This is a genomic window from Paludifilum halophilum, from assembly GCF_002245355.1.
Classification (GTDB): Bacteria; Bacillota; Bacilli; order Thermoactinomycetales; family DSM-45169; genus Paludifilum; species Paludifilum halophilum.
The window spans coordinates 50,336-67,753 of record NZ_NOWF01000005.1; the positions used below are offsets into that span (position 1 = coordinate 50,336).

13 protein-coding genes are annotated in these 17,418 nt (G+C 53.0%); 7 read left to right on the forward strand and 6 right to left on the reverse strand.

What is annotated here, in order from left to right; translation table 11 throughout:
* Nucleotides 1–21: 21 nt before the first annotated feature.
* On the reverse strand, nucleotides 22–780 hold the full coding sequence (locus CHM34_RS09115; RefSeq protein WP_094264301.1) for a hypothetical protein: 759 nt from the start codon (nucleotides 778–780) through the stop codon (nucleotides 22–24).
* Nucleotides 781–969: 189 nt separating this feature from the next.
* Here CHM34_RS09115 and CHM34_RS09120 point away from each other — a divergent pair, with 189 nt between their 5' ends.
* Nucleotides 970–3,351, forward strand: coding sequence for a transglycosylase domain-containing protein (locus CHM34_RS09120; RefSeq protein WP_094264302.1), 2,382 nt, complete (start codon nucleotides 970–972; stop codon nucleotides 3,349–3,351).
* A 235-nt stretch (nucleotides 3,352–3,586) separates the two neighbouring features.
* Nucleotides 3,587–6,028 (forward strand): DNA internalization-related competence protein ComEC/Rec2, encoded by a 2,442-nt coding sequence (locus CHM34_RS09125; RefSeq protein ID WP_169713666.1) that lies wholly within the window; start codon nucleotides 3,587–3,589, stop codon nucleotides 6,026–6,028.
* Here the strand turns inward: CHM34_RS09125 and CHM34_RS09130 are convergent.
* Together CHM34_RS09130 and CHM34_RS09135 are read right to left on the reverse strand one after the other, a co-directional pair.
* A complete protein-coding gene (locus CHM34_RS09130) occupies nucleotides 5,987–6,523 on the reverse strand; it encodes a manganese efflux pump MntP (protein WP_240511965.1) in 537 nt (178 codons plus the stop codon). The genes CHM34_RS09125 and CHM34_RS09130 overlap by 42 nt on opposite strands.
* 219 nt (nucleotides 6,524–6,742) lie before the next feature.
* Nucleotides 6,743–8,977: an immune inhibitor A domain-containing protein gene (locus CHM34_RS09135; protein WP_094264305.1), complete on the reverse strand. Its 2,235-nt coding sequence runs from the start codon at nucleotides 8,975–8,977 to the stop codon at nucleotides 6,743–6,745.
* Nucleotides 8,978–9,315: 338 nt separating this feature from the next.
* Here CHM34_RS09135 and CHM34_RS09140 point away from each other — a divergent pair, with 338 nt between their 5' ends.
* The 4 genes from CHM34_RS09140 (at nucleotide 9,316) to holA (ending at nucleotide 13,241) form a co-directional block, all read left to right on the forward strand.
* Nucleotides 9,316–10,422, forward strand: a complete 1,107-nt coding sequence (locus CHM34_RS09140; protein ID WP_169713668.1) for an ADP-ribosylglycohydrolase family protein — start codon at nucleotides 9,316–9,318, stop codon at nucleotides 10,420–10,422.
* A gap of 433 nt (nucleotides 10,423–10,855) precedes the next feature.
* Complete coding sequence (locus CHM34_RS09145) at nucleotides 10,856–11,407, forward strand: RNA polymerase sigma factor (protein ID WP_206093781.1); 552 nt, start codon at nucleotides 10,856–10,858, stop codon at nucleotides 11,405–11,407.
* Entirely contained in the window at nucleotides 11,404–12,177 is a 774-nt protein-coding gene (locus CHM34_RS09150; RefSeq protein ID WP_094264308.1) for a zf-HC2 domain-containing protein, read from the forward strand. Before CHM34_RS09145 ends, CHM34_RS09150 begins: the two co-directional genes overlap by 4 nt.
* An 8-nt stretch (nucleotides 12,178–12,185) precedes the next feature.
* Nucleotides 12,186–13,241 carry a DNA polymerase III subunit delta gene (holA, locus tag CHM34_RS09155; RefSeq protein WP_169713669.1) on the forward strand — a complete coding sequence of 352 codons (1,056 nt, stop codon included), beginning with the start codon at nucleotides 12,186–12,188 and terminating at the stop codon, nucleotides 13,239–13,241.
* A 37-nt stretch (nucleotides 13,242–13,278) separates the two neighbouring features.
* Here the strand turns inward: holA and CHM34_RS09160 are convergent, their stop codons facing one another.
* A complete protein-coding gene (locus CHM34_RS09160; RefSeq protein ID WP_240511951.1) occupies nucleotides 13,279–14,571 on the reverse strand; it encodes a phytoene desaturase family protein in 1,293 nt (430 codons plus the stop codon).
* 155 nt (nucleotides 14,572–14,726) lie between these two features.
* Here CHM34_RS09160 and CHM34_RS09165 point away from each other — a divergent pair, with 155 nt between their 5' ends.
* A complete protein-coding gene (locus CHM34_RS09165; protein ID WP_094264311.1) occupies nucleotides 14,727–15,176 on the forward strand; it encodes a 2-thiouracil desulfurase family protein in 450 nt (149 codons plus the stop codon).
* 384 nt (nucleotides 15,177–15,560) lie between these two features.
* On the opposite strand, the gene CHM34_RS09170 is transcribed toward CHM34_RS09165, so the two are convergent.
* Together CHM34_RS09170 and CHM34_RS09175 are read right to left on the reverse strand one after the other, a co-directional pair.
* The gene (locus CHM34_RS09170; protein ID WP_094264312.1) at nucleotides 15,561–16,703 is read right to left on the reverse strand and encodes a M1 family metallopeptidase; all 1,143 of its coding nucleotides are present in this window, start codon (nucleotides 16,701–16,703) and stop codon (nucleotides 15,561–15,563) included.
* A 92-nt stretch (nucleotides 16,704–16,795) separates the two neighbouring features.
* A complete protein-coding gene (locus CHM34_RS09175; RefSeq protein WP_094264313.1) occupies nucleotides 16,796–17,320 on the reverse strand; it encodes a CcdC family protein in 525 nt (174 codons plus the stop codon).
* Nucleotides 17,321–17,418: the final 98 nt, after the last annotated feature.

A 17,418-nucleotide genomic window follows, 5' to 3' on the forward strand; every position in this document is an offset into this window, starting at 1 on the left:
TTTAACCGATACCTTTCCCTCTTACGAGTCGATGATACGGCCGCTCAACCAGAAGGACCCTTGTACAATCCCCCCGGGGACGGGTTCTCCTTGGATGATGTCCGGATCAGCGGCGACGTCGAAGGTGCCGCCGAGGGTTCGGACATGAAGGTGGTAAAATGGGCGGCCGCTTGTCGGATTGGTTCGACGCTCGGTTTCCAAAACGCGGCCTGTAAAAACCGCCGTCGCTTCCGGTCGCTCTTCGGTCTTCGCTTCCGACGCTATAAGAAGCCCGGAGGAGACGAAGGACTCCGGGGTGAAACGCAGGTCGTTTTCTCTTTGAAAAGAAGCATATGCGTCCTCGTCGGCAAAGCTGTACAGCTCGTGGGCGAAGGCGGCAATCTGGGTGTTGACGGTTTGAGGCAGGGCGAGATGCCCTCGATAACGATCGTAATCCGGCATGTCGAAGAGAAAAGGATAGGCACCGGTGTCCGGGCTTTCCCCCGAAGGATCGGCCCAGGCGTGAAACCCTCCTTCCATCGTCATATCCGGTTCCGGTTGTTCCTCAGTCAGAGCGGCCCGGATTCGTCCTTTGCCGGCGAGGTGTGGATTGAACCCGATAACGGTTCCTTCCGGGTCCACTTGAAGCCAAAGCTGAATCCCTTCTTCCGGGGACCAGAAAAGATAGTGCCCGTTGGTGCTTTCCACAGGTTGTCCTTCCTGTGCCGCCTGCCGAAGGAGAGACATGATTTCTTCGTCGGAGTCGGCGTTAAAACCGATATCGCTGAAATGGCTGGCCATGGAGACCCCTCCGTTTTCTGTGGATCTTGTATCATGCTATCACCGGATCCGGCGGTTGACAAACAGTCACCGCCAATGTGCGGTCAAACGAGTTCACAAAGTTGATACAACGATTTTTAACCTTTTTAATCTCACTCATTTTTCCAACCTGTGATACAATATGGCCATGAAACAAGGAGGGTTTGAGCGGTGGCAGATCAAAAAAGACCTTCTCAATCAAACGAACAAAAAAAGGGTCCTTCCGACACGAAAGATCCAAGAAATAAGCGCAGTCGTCTGGTGAGAGGACTTCTCTTTACGTCATTGGTTCTGATCACGCTTTTCTCAGTCGGTACAATGGCTTCGGTCGGTGCTGCAGCGGGTTACGTAGCTTCCCTTGTCAATGAAGAACCCGTGCGTCCGGAAGCAAAGCTGGAAGAGGCGATTACAAAATGGAGCCAGACCAGCTATGCCTACTTCCGGGATGAAGAGCTGATCGGACGGATGCGCGCTGATGCAGACCGGAAAGTGATTCAGGCGGATAACGTCAGCCCCCATCTGGTCGATGCTCTGATCTCCACGGAGGATCGGGAATTCTACGAGCACGACGGGATTGTTCCCCGTTCGATTCTTCGCGCCGCATTCCAGAAGGTGACCGGCAGTGAGGTTCAAACCGGGGGAAGCACAATCACCCAACAGTTGGTTAAACAGAGTATCCTGAAAAACAATGCACAAACCATGGAGCGCAAAGCCAAGGAAATTTTCCTGGCACAGCGCATGGAACGCTTTTTTTCCAAGGAAGAAATTTTGAATGCGTATCTGAACAGCGTCTATTTCGGCAGAGGAGCCAGCGGAAGAAACATGTTAGGGGTTCAGGCCGCGGCACAAGGGATGTTCGGAGTGGACGCCAAGGATCTCAACCTCGCCCAGTCTGCCTACATCGTAGGTATGGTGCAGCGTCCCAACGCCTATAATCCCTTTATGGGCAAAGAGGCGTTAAAACGCGGAGAAGAACGAATGAGGGACGTACTTAAAAATATGGTGGAGAACAAAAAGATCTCCAAAGACGAGTATAAAAAAGCCGCAAAGTTTGACATCAAAGGTTCTCTGGCCGAAAAGGGAGAAACCAATGCTTATCAAAAGTACCCCTACATTACGATGGCCTTGGAGGAAGAAGCGGCCAAAATCTTGATGAAAGAGGACGGTCTTGACGCAAAGAAACTGAGCGAAGAGGGTAAATATCGGGAGACCCTGAACAAATACCGCGGAGAGGTGCAAACCGGCGGATACCGGATTCATACGACTCTGGACAAGGATCTATACGAAGCGATGAATAAAGCGGCCCAAAATGATGCGCTGTATGCAGGTCCCATAACGTATACCGTCAACGGGCGCACGATTAAAAACGCCAAAGAAGAGGTGGGGGCTACCCTGCTCGACACGAAAACCGGTGCCATGCTGGGCTTTGTGGGCGGCCGCGATTTTGAGGCGAATAATCGAAACCACGCCCTGGATGCCAGGCGCCAGCCCGGATCCACGATCAAACCCTTGTTGGACTTCGGTCCGGGGATGGACAAAGGGGTGATTTCGCCGGATTCTGTGATTATCGATGAACCGTTGCGCCACAGCGGCGGAGTGTATGAAAACTACACCCATCGGTATGATGGAGCGATGACCGCCCGGGAAGCCCTGAAGAAGTCGATAAATATCCCGGCGATCAAGGTGCTTCGTAAGGTCGGCGTACAGAGGGGCCTGGACTATCTGCGTAAAATGAATTTTCCCGTCCATAAAAATGACGGTGAAGCATCCGCCATCGGCGGCTTTACTTACGGCTTCGACGTACAGCGGGTAACGGCGGGGTACGCCTCCCTCGGCAACGAAGGGAAATTCAATGAACCTTACATGATCGAAAAGATTACCGACGCTTCCGGAGAAACGGTCTACAAACACGAAAGCGATCCGGTGAAGGTTTATTCCCCCCAAGCCGCTTACTGGACTACGGATATGCTCCGGGACGTGATCAAAAGCGGAACCGGCACCTATGTCGGGGCCCGGGTCCCCGGTTACGACTTGGCCGGTAAAACGGGGACGACCAATGGTACCAAAGATGTCTGGTTCATGGGATATACTCCGGATATCACCCTGGGAGTTTGGACCGGTTACGAATACGCCCATCGCCTCCCCAATGATAAACGGGCCAGGATCGTCTGGACGAAAATCTTCCAGGCCATTGATGAAACTGATCCGGAGCTGGCGTCGAAGAGCAGTAAATTCAAGTCCCAGCCCTCGGTGGGTTTCAAATGTTTCGAGTGCAAACGGGCCAAGAAAGAAGAAGAGAAGGAAAAGAAGAAGAAAAAAAAAGAGAAAAACCAGCCGGATCAGGGTGAATCTCCCGGTAACGGAAATTCCGGCAATGATGATCCCGGTAACGAAAATCCGGGAGGCGGGAATCCGGGAGATGGGAATTCGGGCAACGATAACCCCGAATCCCCCGGTGAAGGGGATCCGGGGGACGATCCTCCCGGTGAAGGCGATCCGGATAACCCTGATGACGGGGCTGAAATCCAACCGACAGAGCCGGATGACGACTAAGGCAATGCGTCAGTCCGATGGAACTCATGTGATCGGGTCCGGTTTTCGAGGAAAAACCGGACCCGACTCTTTTTATTGAAAAACCCTTGTCCTTTTGACAAGGGTTTTTCGGTGAAAAAAACAACCGAAGGAAATGGAGCCATCAGAAAGGAAACATGTCTCTTGTTGTCGAATATATGATCATTTCCTGATTTGTCATCAAATGGGGGATGAGATGAGGAGGCCGTTATTTTGGGTGGCACTGGCTTGGGCGTCGGGAATCGGTCTCGGAGCGAAGGTTCCTTTGAGCGGATGGATATGGGGGCTTGCTGCACTGATCTTTTTGCTGCTGGGAATCGTTTTTCACTATTATCGGGGCCGACTCCTTCTCTTGGGGTTGTGTTTGGCCGCTGTCGCCGCCGGAGCGGCCCAGTTTCAATGGGTGGATGAAGGGAACCGAACGGGGTTTCCTGCCGGCATGCCGGAAGATCAGGTGGTCACCCTGCGGGGAGAAGCGGCTGAACCTCCGGAAGTGGATGGGGACTCGGTTCAGTTCCCCGTCGATGTTTCTGCGCTGACGATCGGAGATCGATCGTTTTTTGTTTCGGAGGAAACAGTGGTTCTTCGGACGCGACTACAGCAACCTTCGGAAAAAGAATACATCAGCCGGGTCCGTCGGGGGTGGCGGATTCAGGCGGAAGTCCGGCTGAAAGAGCCGGAGAAGGCGAGAAATCCAGGGGCCTTCAACTATCGGGAGTATTTGTCCCATCGGGGGATTTACTGGGTGGCGGATGCTGAATCCCTTCACCGGATCCGTTTTCTTCCCCGGGGAGAAGAGGGTTGGAGAAGTGGTATCGACCGTTTGCGTCAGTTTTTGGGAGAGAAGTTGGAAGCGGTTTACCCGGAACAGACCGCCGGTTTGATGAGGGGAATGCTTCTGGGGGAGCGGAGTCAGGTCCCCGCCTCGGTGGAACGGGCTTTCGAAGTGTTGGGACTGGTTCACCTGTTGGCGATCTCCGGCTTGCATGTCGGGGTTTTCGTCGGATGTCTGTACGCCGTATTAACGGGAGTGGGTGTGACCCGGGAAAAAACAGCAGGGACGATCATTCTCCTGTTGCCTTTATATGCGTTGTTGACCGGAGCCGGGGCACCTGTCATCCGTGCTTCGATTATGGCCGGCCTGGGATTGACAGCCGTGATTCTCCGCCGTTGGAAGGACGGTCTCTCCTTTTGGGGAGCGGCGGGATTGGCGATGTTGTGGTGGAATCCCTATCGATTGTTTGAAGTGGGTTTTCAGCTTTCTTTTTTGGTTACAGGGGCTCTCTTGATCGCCGTGGCCCCGGTCAGCAGAGCCTTACCTTTTCCCTGGCGGCGGCTCAATCAGTTGATCGCTGTCACGGGAGTGGCTCAGGCGGCTTCGTTCCCCCTGTTGATTTATCATTTTAATGAATTTTCCTTCCTTTCCTGGGGGCTGAATGTGATCGTTGTACCCGTGGTTAGTTTGTTGGTTATTCCGTTATCCCTGGGGGCTTTGGGATTGGGGGTCGTTCATGAAGGGGCGGCTTGGTTGCCCGCCACCCTTTCCTCAACCCTCGTGAGGGGATTGTTGGACTTTCTGCGCCCTCTGGCCGCTCAGACCGGTTTTCACGGGGTTTGGCCGTCCCCATCCGGGTGGTGGCTGGCGGGTTACGGTTCCGTCGCTCTTTATATACTGTGGGTGTGGGCGGGAAGTGCGCAAACAGGACTTCGACACCGTCTTCTTTCTCTGTGTTTGATGATAGGGCTTCTCTTCTACGCCTATCACCCGGATATCGGCGGAAAGGAGGAACTTCGCGTCACCTTCCTCGACGTCGGTCAAGGGGACTGTACCGTGATTGAAACGCCCCGGGGAAAAGTGATCCTGGTGGACGGCGGCGGGACTCTTCCCTTTCCTAAGGAAGACTGGCAGAAAAAACGGGAGGAATACGATGTGGGGGAGAAAGTGGTCGTTCCTTTTTTAAAGAATCGGGGAATCCGACATATCGATGCCCTGGTGATCACCCACGGGGATGCCGATCACATCGGCGGATTAAAAGCAGTGGCCGAGCGTTTTCCCGTGGATCGGGTGATTCGCAATTCGCTCTCTCCGAATACATCGACGGAAAAGGAATTAATGCATCGCTTGTCCGATCGAGGAGCCGATTTCCATACTCCGGCTGTCAGCGGGAGCTGGGCCTTGGAACCGGGGGTTTCCCTGCGGTTTCTTCATCCCGCTCCGGCGGAAGAAGGGGAAAGGATCGCTCCCAACGACGCTTCCGTGGTTTTTCTTCTGACCGCCTACGGGCGACAGATCCTCATGACAGGGGATATCGAGGAGGAGGCGGAAAAGAAGATTGTAAGGCGGTGGGACTTGCCCCGGATCGATCTGCTCAAGGCGGCTCACCATGGGAGCGATACCTCTACCGGAGAGCCGTGGCTGGAGGAAATACGTCCCCGGAGTACCGTCATTTCCGTCGGTCGCGACAACCGTTTTGGCCACCCCGCCCCCGAGGTGCTGAAGCGGTTGCGAGAACACGGAACCCGCATCTTCCGTACCGACCGCCACGGTGCCGTCACCTTCCGCATCGAGCTGGACGGATGGAAGGTGGAGACGATGTTGGAGGGGGGCGAAACACGGTTATCCGCCCCAAAATTGATAGACTCCCATCGCGATCAGTAAACAGGCGCCGACCGGGTGTATCCATTTTTGCCAAGTGGTATTGAAGTGTTGGCCGAAGTGACAACCGAGGTACAGGGTGCAACCGCTGGCCAGACCGATCAATAGGCCGAAGACGAGGGAGGAATAACCTAAAAATCCGCCACTCATTCCCATCCCCAAGTTATTGAGGGACAAACCGACAGCGAGAAACCACCATTCTTTTTCCATAAGAGCGTTGTAATAGGCGGTTTTAATGCCGGAGAAGGTCCAGGAGTGAAGACCGATCAGGATGAGAATCCCGCCGGCGATGCCTTTTTCCAAAAAAGCGGGAAGCCACTGTCTCATCCATTCGCTGCCTTCCACGGCCAAACCGGAGGAGATACCGCCGATAGCAGTGACGGCCCACAAGGCGGTGTAAGGGATCCGCCTGTTTTTCAATCCATAAACCAGGCCGACTCCGATATTGTCGACGTTGGCAGACAACGCGATCAAGAACAGGGGGATCAGACTCTCCATATTCACCGGGATCACCCTCAGCTTTGAGATGATAGCAAAAATACGAGAAAACGGCGAAAGGCATCCAATTGAGATGCGACACATGATAATGTATGTCCATCGTCCGGTAACGAACCGTGATAAGATCCCAAATATATAAAAACAGGCGGAAGCCAAAAAAACAGGACCGAAAAAATCGGTCCTGTTTGAAAATCTCCATGGGTTGAAAAGGATTCCGTTTTACTTCGATTGGGAAACGCGGAGGAATCCCCGAGTTCCTTTTTTGCCTTCTTTTTTCACTTCGATTTTCAAGCCTTGTTGAGGAAGGATTTTACCGATCGTTTCCCCTCCGGGATGGGAGTAATCCCGGCTGTCGTCGAAAGTGGAAACTCCTTTCGCACCTGGAAAAGAGATGTTACCTTCCAAACCTTCGATGCGGATCGGAGAAGTCTTTTTCAATCCGAAGGCGGCATCCGCCATTTGGACTTTGGCCGAAGCCGGATGATCGGGATCGTTGTTCCAGTTGATCAGGTTCTGGTGGGAGTCGACGACGCCGACAAGTCCGTATCCGGGATGCGAACCGGTGTTATTGTCCAGGTAACGGCCGTCATAGTACCAGACGACCATCCCCTCGTCATAGACCAACTGGTCATTACCGTAGGAGGCGTGAGTCAATCCCCGATCCACACCGTTGTGAGTCCGCCACTCGACGAGGTAGTAGTTGGGGTACATTTTCCCTTGACCGTTAAACTGGGAAAAGCCGTCCAGTTCAAACTTCGGATCTCCTTCGGCATCGTCACGGAATACGGTTTGGCCATCGGCATCGACTGCGATGTTATCCACGTAGAATCCTTCCAGAGCGAGACCGGCATCCGTCGCATAATGGAACTGAATCTGCACGCTTTTACCGGTGAAATCGGAGAGGTCGATCGCATCTTGGACCCATTGTCCTTTAGTGTTGTCGTCGTACTTTTTGACGACCTTTTCTTCCTTTGTTTCCGGATCGACCACTTTGACGTAAAGATAATCGTATCCGGCTTCAATTTCTCTCCAGGAATCAAAGCGGAGAACGGCACTTTTTGCATCTGTCAGATCGATGACACCGGAGGTCATTTTGTTGTTCAAGTTGTTGCCCATGTCGGAAAAGTAAGCTTTCCCTCCACTCTTTGGCTGGGTCGGGGGTTCTTTTTCAACGTTCGGCAGATTGATTTTTAAGGCTTTATTCGTCGGTTTGGGGCCGACTGCTTCATCCAGTTTGTAATTCTTTTTGAGGTCTTTCAAGTCGACTTCAGTCGGTTGAAGCCAGCTTCCGCCGAAGGTGGCTTGCAGGTACAGCTTGGACCATGGGTCGAAACCGACCGGTTCCGTCCCGCCGACTTTACCGGTCCAGCTCCCGCCGGCCATGACGGACCAGCGGCCGACAGGGGAGCCGAGTCCTTGATAGGTGGTGTCGTATAAGTCCGGCAGCCCGAGGTTGTGACCGTACTCATGGACGAATACCCCGGTTGCGCCGTCTTCGGGCTGAATCATGTAGTCATAGGCTTTCAGGTCGGTTCCCGGGATGTTTACCGGCTCTTTCAAGGTCCAGCGATGAGACCAGATGGCATCTTCCCTGAGGTCTCCGCCTCCGGCTTCCTCGCCGGTACCGGAATGAATCAGCATGAGGTTGTCCAGCAGACCGTCAGGCTCCATGACATTGCCGTCACCGTCGAGATCATAGGGGTCCCGCTGATCGTACATGTCCTCTTTTCCTTGGATGGAATCCCCCACCCGGTCCAACGTTTCCACAACCAACGCACGGGGGTTTCGATCGGAGTTGGAGGAATCATTTCCGCCATAGTAGGCGGCTTCATGTTTCGCTTCCATCCACGGGGTTACGGTTCCGTCGATGGACCAGCTTCCTCGGGATTGTTGTTGATACCATTGGTTCATCGTGGTCAGCTTCAATCCTTCGGGTGTTTGATAAGTATTCTCGCCAAAGAGCATCTTTTCGTAATGCTCAGGGCTGAAGTCTTTCGTATACAGAAAGTCTTCCTGCGGCTCCAGCTGATTGTGTTTATAATCGGGAAATTCGATTAATGCCATCACCAGATTGTCTTGATGGGAGTTGGACTTTGATTTCATCTTCTTTTTTCGCGCCTTTTCAGCCCCTTTCTTTTGCACGCGGTCGAGGCCTTTTTTCGCTTTTTTCCCGGCTTGAGTCGAAGTGTCGATCTCGTGAGGGATATGCCGGTTTGTCACGTATTTTTGAACCGCTTGTTCCACTTCTTCAGGTGAGGCATTCTTATCGATTTTCCCCTGTTGGATCAATGCTTTCGACAGTCGGTCGTAGTTAATGGTGGCCCAGTCGACGTGTTCCCCGCGGGCCGGCGTTGAATCCGCTTCCATTTCGGCGGAGACGGACGATGCTTCAGCCATCATCCCCAACGCGAGGGTAAAGGATAATACTCCGGCGGCTGTTTTCCCCAGTTTCAACTTGTTTCATCCTTTCCGGATCGATTATTCATTCCTTTTGGATGGAATAACTCTCTCCCGTTATTGGAGTCGGATTGAAAGTTTCAAGGATTCCATACCAAGAGAATAATGCCATTTTTCCGAACCTTTTACATATACCTTTCTATCCCCTCCTTACACCCGGGCAGATTCTCTCTTCTGCCGACAAGGGCGATATGAACATTTTATAAGAAAACGATGTCATAGGAAATAGTTTTGTGAAACCGTTTCGAATGGTTTGTTGAAATAAGGGACTGTAAGATCGATGGAGAGGTGGATGTCTGTTATGATGAAGAAAAATGGATGCGGGGGCGGAACAGATGAACGACCGTAAAAAAGGCGCGTTACTGGGATTGGCTTGGGGGGATGTTCTGGGGTGTCCGGTGGAGACATGGCGGAAGCACGAAATCCGATCCGTGTATGGACTCTTTACCGACCTTCCCGATACATATCCGCTGTCTGTCATTCCGGAGAGAAAGAAGAGAAAGCTCCGTCCTCCAGGACTTCATTCCGATGATACGCAGCAGGCGTTGGCGTTGTTGCAGGTCTGCCTTTCTCATCGTGGTTGGAACCGACTGGCATGGAAAGAGATGCTGGTACAGGGGTGGAAGAGAGAAGCCTGGCGCGGGGTGGGACGCAATTTTGTCCGGGCGGTTCAGCAGATGGCCAAGGGGCGGAAGGTGAAGGTGGCGGGCAGTCCCTCAGCGGGGATGGGAGCGGCTATGCGGGTCGGTCCGCTGGGGGCGCTATTTTGTAAACCGGAGGAGCAGGAGAGGTTGCTCCGGTCGGTGTTGGAGTCTTCCTTGGCTACGCATGCCGATGGCCGGGCGGCGATCTTCGCCGCGGTCGTGGCCGGGGCGGTGGCCGGATTTGTTCGGGGAGAGTCGCGGGAGGAAAGTTTGAAATCCCTTCCCCGCTATGCGGAGGAGGCGGAAGCCTTCGTCACCCTCCTGAAACAGGAAGGGTGGAAGGTGGAGAATAGCACGATGCTCCTGTCCGGTCCGTTGCGGGAAGCGATCCAATGGGCGGACGAGCCGGTGGAGACGATGAGAGAAAACATCTCCAATCGGGCCCGCCCCCAGTTACAAAAAGGGTTTACCCGGGCTCATCCCAATCAGGGGTTCGTTCTTCTCGGCGGACTTCACGGTCTTCTGATGGCTCATCGAAGGGAGGCAGATCCCCGGGAAACGCTCCTATCCATCATTCGTGAAGGGTTTGATACCGATACCGTGGCTGCCATCGCCGGCACGGTTCTCGGGGCCCGTTTTGGAGTCGACTGGGTTCCGGACCATCGTTTGGTAGACAAGGAGCGAATCGGTGGGTACGCCGAGTCATTGTTCACCCGAGAGGTGCCGGAGACCATGGATACCTTCATCCGGCGAGAGCGGCAGCTTACCCGGGAGGCGTTGGAGTTTCAGGCGATTTGATCATGAGAACGGCTAAGGTTCCCTATGATACAATGAACCGTGGAAGGGACCATTGTCTCATTTCAGGATTGTTGAATGAACTAATAATGGGCATCGATAGGGTGTCGTGTTCTAGCTAAGCGACCTTTGCCATCCTGCTTAAGCGGAGAAGCTGGAGGGAGGGCGTTTAGGGGCCATATTCTTCTTTGTGATCCTTCCGAATGGCTTTGCCCCTACTTGCTGGTAGCTTCGGAGCGGACAGACTTTACTTCCCTTGCTGGATGGCATAGCGCGACCGGGAAGCGACCCCATGCGTGACTTGTGCGCTTTTGGGTACAACCGGAACGTGGTAGAACACGAGCTCCCTGTCTAAAAATCGGGTTAAATCAACACGCGTCTCATCAAAAGATTGCAACCAATTGGATGATCATGGCGTCTATATATAACAGGAGGGATGGGTGTGATCGAAGAGTCGTGGGTCCGGCGCGCACAGGAAGGGGATCGCAAAGCCCTGATCCGGCTGCTTCGGAAGGTGGAGGCCCCGGTTTACCGCACGGCTTACTACATCCTCGGCGATGAGCAGGATGCCAAGGATGCGTCACAGGATGCCCTGTTGCGTATTTACCGGCGTTTTTCCACATTTCGAGGGGATTCCAAAGTTGAAACCTGGGCACAACGGATCGCGATCCGCGCGGCCATCGATCTCACCCGGAAAAGAACACGGACATTGCCTTTGGCGGAAGAAGCCGGTGCCAAGCTGGATCGAGGTCTGGGAAGTTCCGTGGAGCGATCGGGAATCGCCTCCGATATTCGTCAGGCGATCCGGCGGTTGCCGGAATCTCAGCGTACTGCAGTCATCCTGCGTTATCTCCAGGATTATACTTACGATGAAATCGCCGAAGCGATGGATCTGCCCCTGAACACAGTGAAGTCTCATTTGTTTCGGGGACGAAAAAAACTTCGGGAGTGGCTGGCGGATTACAAGGAAGGGGGTGTCATCCCGTGAACTGTGAAACGGTTCAGGAATGGATCCAGCGGGACATGGACAATGAACTGAATCCCCGGGAGGAGGAGGCGCTATATGAACATCTGGCTGATTGTCCGGATTGTATGAAGAAGTATGATGCTATGAAGCGGATCTCCTGGGAATTGGAGCGCCTGCCCCGGGTGTCGCCCCCCGCCGGACTCGTCGATGAACTTTTGCCGCACTTGGAGCAACCTTCCCCGGATCGGGAAGGATCGTCAAAAAAAGCGGAACCGGAGCTGTGGAACAAGAAGGTCCGGTGGTGGTGGATCGGGGCGGCGGGAACAGCTGCTTCGCTGCTGATGGCGATCTGGTTGGTGCCGATTTTCCCGTCAGAATGGGAGACATCCTCAGTCCCGTCGTCTACGAAACCAGCGCAGGAAAGTGGTCCGGATCCGTCTGAAAAGGGAACGGGAACGATTCAGTCCAATGAAACCGGACTACCCGAATCGGATCAAAAAGGGAAATCGGACTCTCCCTCCGGTGACAGCACGGCCTCTCCCAGTGGTCAGTTTTTGGCCGCAGTGGAAGGGAACCGGGTGGTGGTCCGGGATCAGGGGGAGGAGGTTTATCGTTCCTCTTCTTGGAAACCGGCTTCCGATGTCAAGTTGGAATGGCGCTCCGACCGATCCCTGCGGGTGGAGATTCACCGGAAGTCGAAGTCCGGAGAGAGGAGCGGAGAGGTTTTATTGATCGACCCCGTATCCGGTGAGGAAATACAACAACCTTTAGGGGAACAGACCGGAGGATGATTGGAACCATGCGCAAATTATACCAGGAATTACGGCAGGGGACGGTTCACCCCGTCTACCTTTTTTATGGGTCGGAAACCTTTTTGATCGAAGATGCGTGTCAGCGGATTCGGAACCAGGTTCTCCCCTCCGATCACTCGTCGTGGAATGAGTCGGTGATGGACTTGGAGGAGACGACGATTCAAGAGTTGGTGCAGGAAGCGGAGACTCCGTCCTTCTTTGGAGAAAGAAGGGTCGTGATTGGAAAAAACGCCTGGTTTCTGACGGCCTCCCGGGGGAAGGAAAAGGTGAACCACCGACCGGAGGAACTGTTGCGATATGCGGAAGATCCCTTGCCAGAGAACGTCTTGATTCTCGTCGCTCCCGCCGAAAAACTGGACAGCCGTAAAAAAACGGTCAAAGAATTGAAAAAAAAGGTTCGGGAAGTCGCTTTTCATGCCCTGGAGGGGAAAGAGCTAGTTTCTTGGGTCACCCAACGTCTGAAGAGTACTGGGGTAAAGGTCCATCCCCGGACGGGAGAGCGGTTGATTCAGTTGGTGGGTAATGATTTGCGGCTCCTCCATATGGAGATTGAGAAGATGGCGGCCTATGCGGGAAAAGAGGGAACCATCACACCCGAAACCGTATCGGATTTGGTCCCCCGAACCCTGGAGCAGGATGTGTTTAAACTGGTAGACCGGGTGGTCCGGCGACAAACCGGACAGGCATTGTCTGTCTTTTACGATCTGGTGTACAACCGGGAAGAGCCGATTCGGATTTTATCCCTGATTATCCGGCAATTTCGATTGATGCTCCAGGTTAAGGTGCTGGCCAAGCAAGGGAAGTCGGAACGGGAAATGGCCGCGCTGCTCAAGGTGCACCCCTATCCGGTCAAATTGGCTTTGCGACAGGGAAAATCTTATCCGGAGAAGACGCTCCGGACGTTACTCGCCCGGTCGATCGATACGGACCAGGCGATCAAATCCGGCCGGGTGGAAAAGACCTTGGCGGTGGAACGACTGCTTTTGTCCGTTGGAACGCTGAGCAACGCCGCTTTAGAAACAAAAACGCGCCCCCTGTCGTGAGAGCAGGGGGCGCGTTTTCGTGGTGCCGATTCAAATATCAGTGTCCTTGGTTCGAATCGTCCAAAATACGGCGGCTGACTTCATAGGCGGAACTAAAGGAGAGTTCCGACAGCTGACCTTCCCCTTGACACCAGTCGCCGGCAAAATAGGCGTGATCCAGGCTGTAAAACTGGACCGGCATTAACCGCTGGTCTTCGACACATTTAATCTCCTGTACCGTGGCTTTTTTGGAGATGCGCTTCGCTACCAGGAGATCTCTCCATCCGGGATAATGCTTATCATACACCGATTCGATCGTGGCGATTTTTTCTTTTCCTCGATCCTGCTCCATTTCTTCCTCATTCATATAGGCGATTGCCTGCATCAGTTGACCGCCTTCCGGCGTGCAGGTGGTATCATAGTAAGAGATATCGGTGATAAAAATTCGTTCCCCTTTGTGGTAGATATAAGTGTAAGGGCTGGGGATGCGTTCTTTCAGACCGACATCGTAAACGACCACCTGGTTCGGGCTGTACCGGTTGTATTCCTCAAACAGGTGGTGATAGGGGGTGTCCGCAAACAGGGAAACCAGTGCCTTCGGCGGGATGCAAAAAATGAAGCGGTCCGCGGTATAGACGGATTCTTTTCCATAGACGGCACTCACACGGCGTTCGTCCATCTCCACTTTACGGATCTTTTCCTTATTGATGATCTCTCCACCGTTTTCCTTGATCATCTTTTCGAAGCGATTGACGACGGATTGCCAACCGCCCCCGATATAGGACACCGGGGTGTGAGTGGAAAAGAGGCGTTTATAATACTGAAAAAACAACGGGGAAGGGATCTCTTCCGGTTCGTTACTAAAAAAGTTGGAGGAGGCCAAGGTAAGGAACAAATCCCGTACCTGATCGGGTTCCTTTTTCAGGTAGTCGCCGATCCGAACCCCTTCTTCGCCTCGTTCCAGAGAGGTAAGTGTTTTTATGATTTCGTACCCGAAACGGAGTTTGTTTTCCGCATCCAGGATTTTCGTGCGGAACAGGCGTTCCAAGGTCGAAGGCATGGGGGTGGTAAAAGAGCCTAAGTCATAAAACGCTTTCTTGGGAGAAAAATCTTTCCATTCAACCGATAAACCGAGCTCGTTTTCATACCGGCGCAGGACGGAGTGGTCCCGTCCGTAAATCGCATGGGCGCCGAAGTTGAAATTAAATCCCTTCAACGGGATGGTAATCGCTCTTCCCCCTAATTTGGGAGCCTTTTCAATCAATTGAACACGAAATCCTTTTTTTGCTAGGCGCGCCGCTGAACTGAGGCCCGCCAGGCCGCCGCCGACGACAACCACATTCTCTGACACCTTCAACACGCTCCTCATCGGTCTGGCTTCGATGGTACACCTCAACCATTGTAGCAGGATGCAGTTCGGATGAGTATGGAAGTTTTTTGAGGAAGGTGAAAAATCCGTCGGTGGTTTGAATGTGGTATGCTGGATAAAGAACGGAGGGAGTTGCAGTGAAGATCGTAAGCGGCTGTTTTGCGGGAATTGCCTGCCGTTATGACCAAAAACACAATCGAATCGAGGAGATCCGTCAACTGGTTCAGGAGGGGAGAGCCGTACCGGTTTGTCCGGAACAGATGGGCGGATTACCCACCCCCCGCAATCCGGCGGAAATTGTCGGCGGGGATGGTGACGATGTATTGGACGGAAAAGCCCGGGTGATCGATCATCAGGGCCATGATGTGACAGAGGCGTTTTTAGCCGGAGCCCGGGAGGCATTGGCTATGGCTCAGTCCGTGGAGGCGGATGAGGCGATTCTAAAGGAGCGCAGTCCATCTTGCGGGAGCTGTACCATTTATGACGGCACGTTTAGCAAGTCAAAAAAGTCGGGAGTCGGCGTCACCGCCGCTCTTCTCCGCCGTCACGGCATCCGCGTCGCTTCCGAGGAAACCTGGGAAAAATAAAGGCACAGCGGGGGTTGGCTAGGGCGTGTCTGCTAAATAGCCGAAAATAGCTGGATGCCGATTTCCAGCGTAGCGACCTTTGCCCGACAACCTAGCGGAGTTTTCGGAGGATCGAACCGTTTAGCGGCCACTTTGCTTTTCCGCATGAATGCTGGTTCGGTCCGGAGAAAAGGTCGCGGACGGTTTCACATCTGCGGGAGGGCAACCCGGCGCGGAGTCGGAAATCGGCTCCCGCACTCAGTTATCATTAATTATCAGACACGCCCTAAGTGCAAAGGTTTGGCGGGGACGGATGAAAAAACCCGGCACCTGTAAAAGGGTGCCGGGTTTGGTTGATCCGGTTGATTTGCTTATTCCTGATCCGACGGGTTCACTCGGTGTTTCTCAAAGAACTCGGACAAGTCCATGCCGCTCGTTTTTTCCATGATTGCGATGAAATCTTTTGTTGTCGAAATGCCGAATTTCATTACCGATAACCCCGTAAAACCATTGATGTCCGATTTCATGGGAAGTCACCGTCTTCAGCAGGTTTTGGTCTGTCTGGGGGGATACCGAAACCATGACTAACTGCGGGTACTCCATTCCTCCGAACCATCCCTTCATGGTGACGATGTCCAATTCCGGCCAGGGATACGCCCCGAACTTTTCGCTGAATAGCTCGATGCTTTCGGTTCCGTATTTCAGCATGGCGTCGGCGAATCGGGTGTGTTCATCCTTGTAAAAAACGTTCACCTTCACATCACCGATCTTATCGCTTTTCACTTTATAGGTGGGGTCCATTTCCATGGCAAAATCGCGTACATTGAGGGCTTGGTACCGGTGGGTTGCCTGATCCCCCTCGATTTTTGCCGGACCCACTTCGGTACCGGTTGTGGCGATCACCTGGGATTGATCAGTCGTAACGGTGACATCAAAGTCACTGTTTAAAGAGTAGAAAGAGTCCCCTCCATCATAATAAGGGTTGATTGTCCAGCCTTTTCTGTCGTGTACCGCCAGAATGGGGAACCAGTTACCCAGAGAGACAGTCGTTCCATCCCAACCGAAACGATCTTGTTTTTGGGGAATGTGGACGGTAAAATCCATTGCCGCCGTGGCTTTCTTTTCCGGTTTCAGGGAAAGTCCCCGGATGTGAAGGTCGGTTTCTTTGATTGTAAAATCGGCTTTGTGACCATTCACCTTGATGTTATCCGCCTTCATGCGGCCGCCTGATTGGCGGAATATCTCGGCGTTGCCCCACAGGTTGAAATGAAGATCGTTCAGAGTTTTGTCGATGTTGTTGACAAAATCGACAGACAGGGTGCCTTTGATTTGATGTTTTCGAGAATCGTAAAAGACATCCAGTTTATAATGGGCTCCAGCGGGACCGTAATCCGTTTGGGTGATGTTCGGGGAGTCTGTATCCTCATGATGCTCCTTACCACAGATAAAAGGATAAAAAAAGAGAGCAGTCCAAAAACGGTTTTCTTCATAAATAACCTCCATGGTGTTGGTACAGGGGTCCTCATCTCCATTTGATTCGAGAAACAAGGAAACATCCTTTTAATAAATAGGAAAAAATAAAAAATTTATAGCGGAAAAGGCCGTCCGACACCGAAAGCGGGCGGAAGACGGCGGTGCAATCAGTGAGAGGTTCGCTCTTCCCTTTTTGGTCGGATTTTTTGGTACGACAAGTGTTGAAGTTTTTTGTACTGAAGGTACATGGCTACGCGCCAGGGCAGAATCATACCGAAGGCGAGGATAAAAAAGATACCGCCGGTCTGGGGAAGGGAGATCAGATGTTCCACATAGTTGTGGGCCAACATTCGAACCGCTAGCAGCACGAACAATATGAGAATGAACGCCTTTGAACGCTTTAGATAGATCTTTCCTTCCTGCACCTGGAATCGGGAGGTTCGGATCAGGGGATAGGAAAAGAAGGCTGCACCCGTTAAAAACGCGGCGATCGCCCAGGTCCAGGGAATTTGTGCCGACGGGTATAAAAACATCATAAAGCCGGTACTCATTCCCAGGGGCGGGATCATGATCTTTTTCGCATTCGTCGGTTTTTTCGCCGAACGGAGGCGAATCAAGGCGAAGGCCACCGCCATCATAAGCGTTCCCAGCGTGACGGTCAGGTGCAGATTGATCGGCATTGGATGCCCCATGGATCGGCCTCCCTTTACAAGTTGATTCTCCGGGAAGCGGGAAACTTCCGTTTCCGCTGCTCCGGGCCTGTCATTCTGTATTATACTCTTTTCTGCGG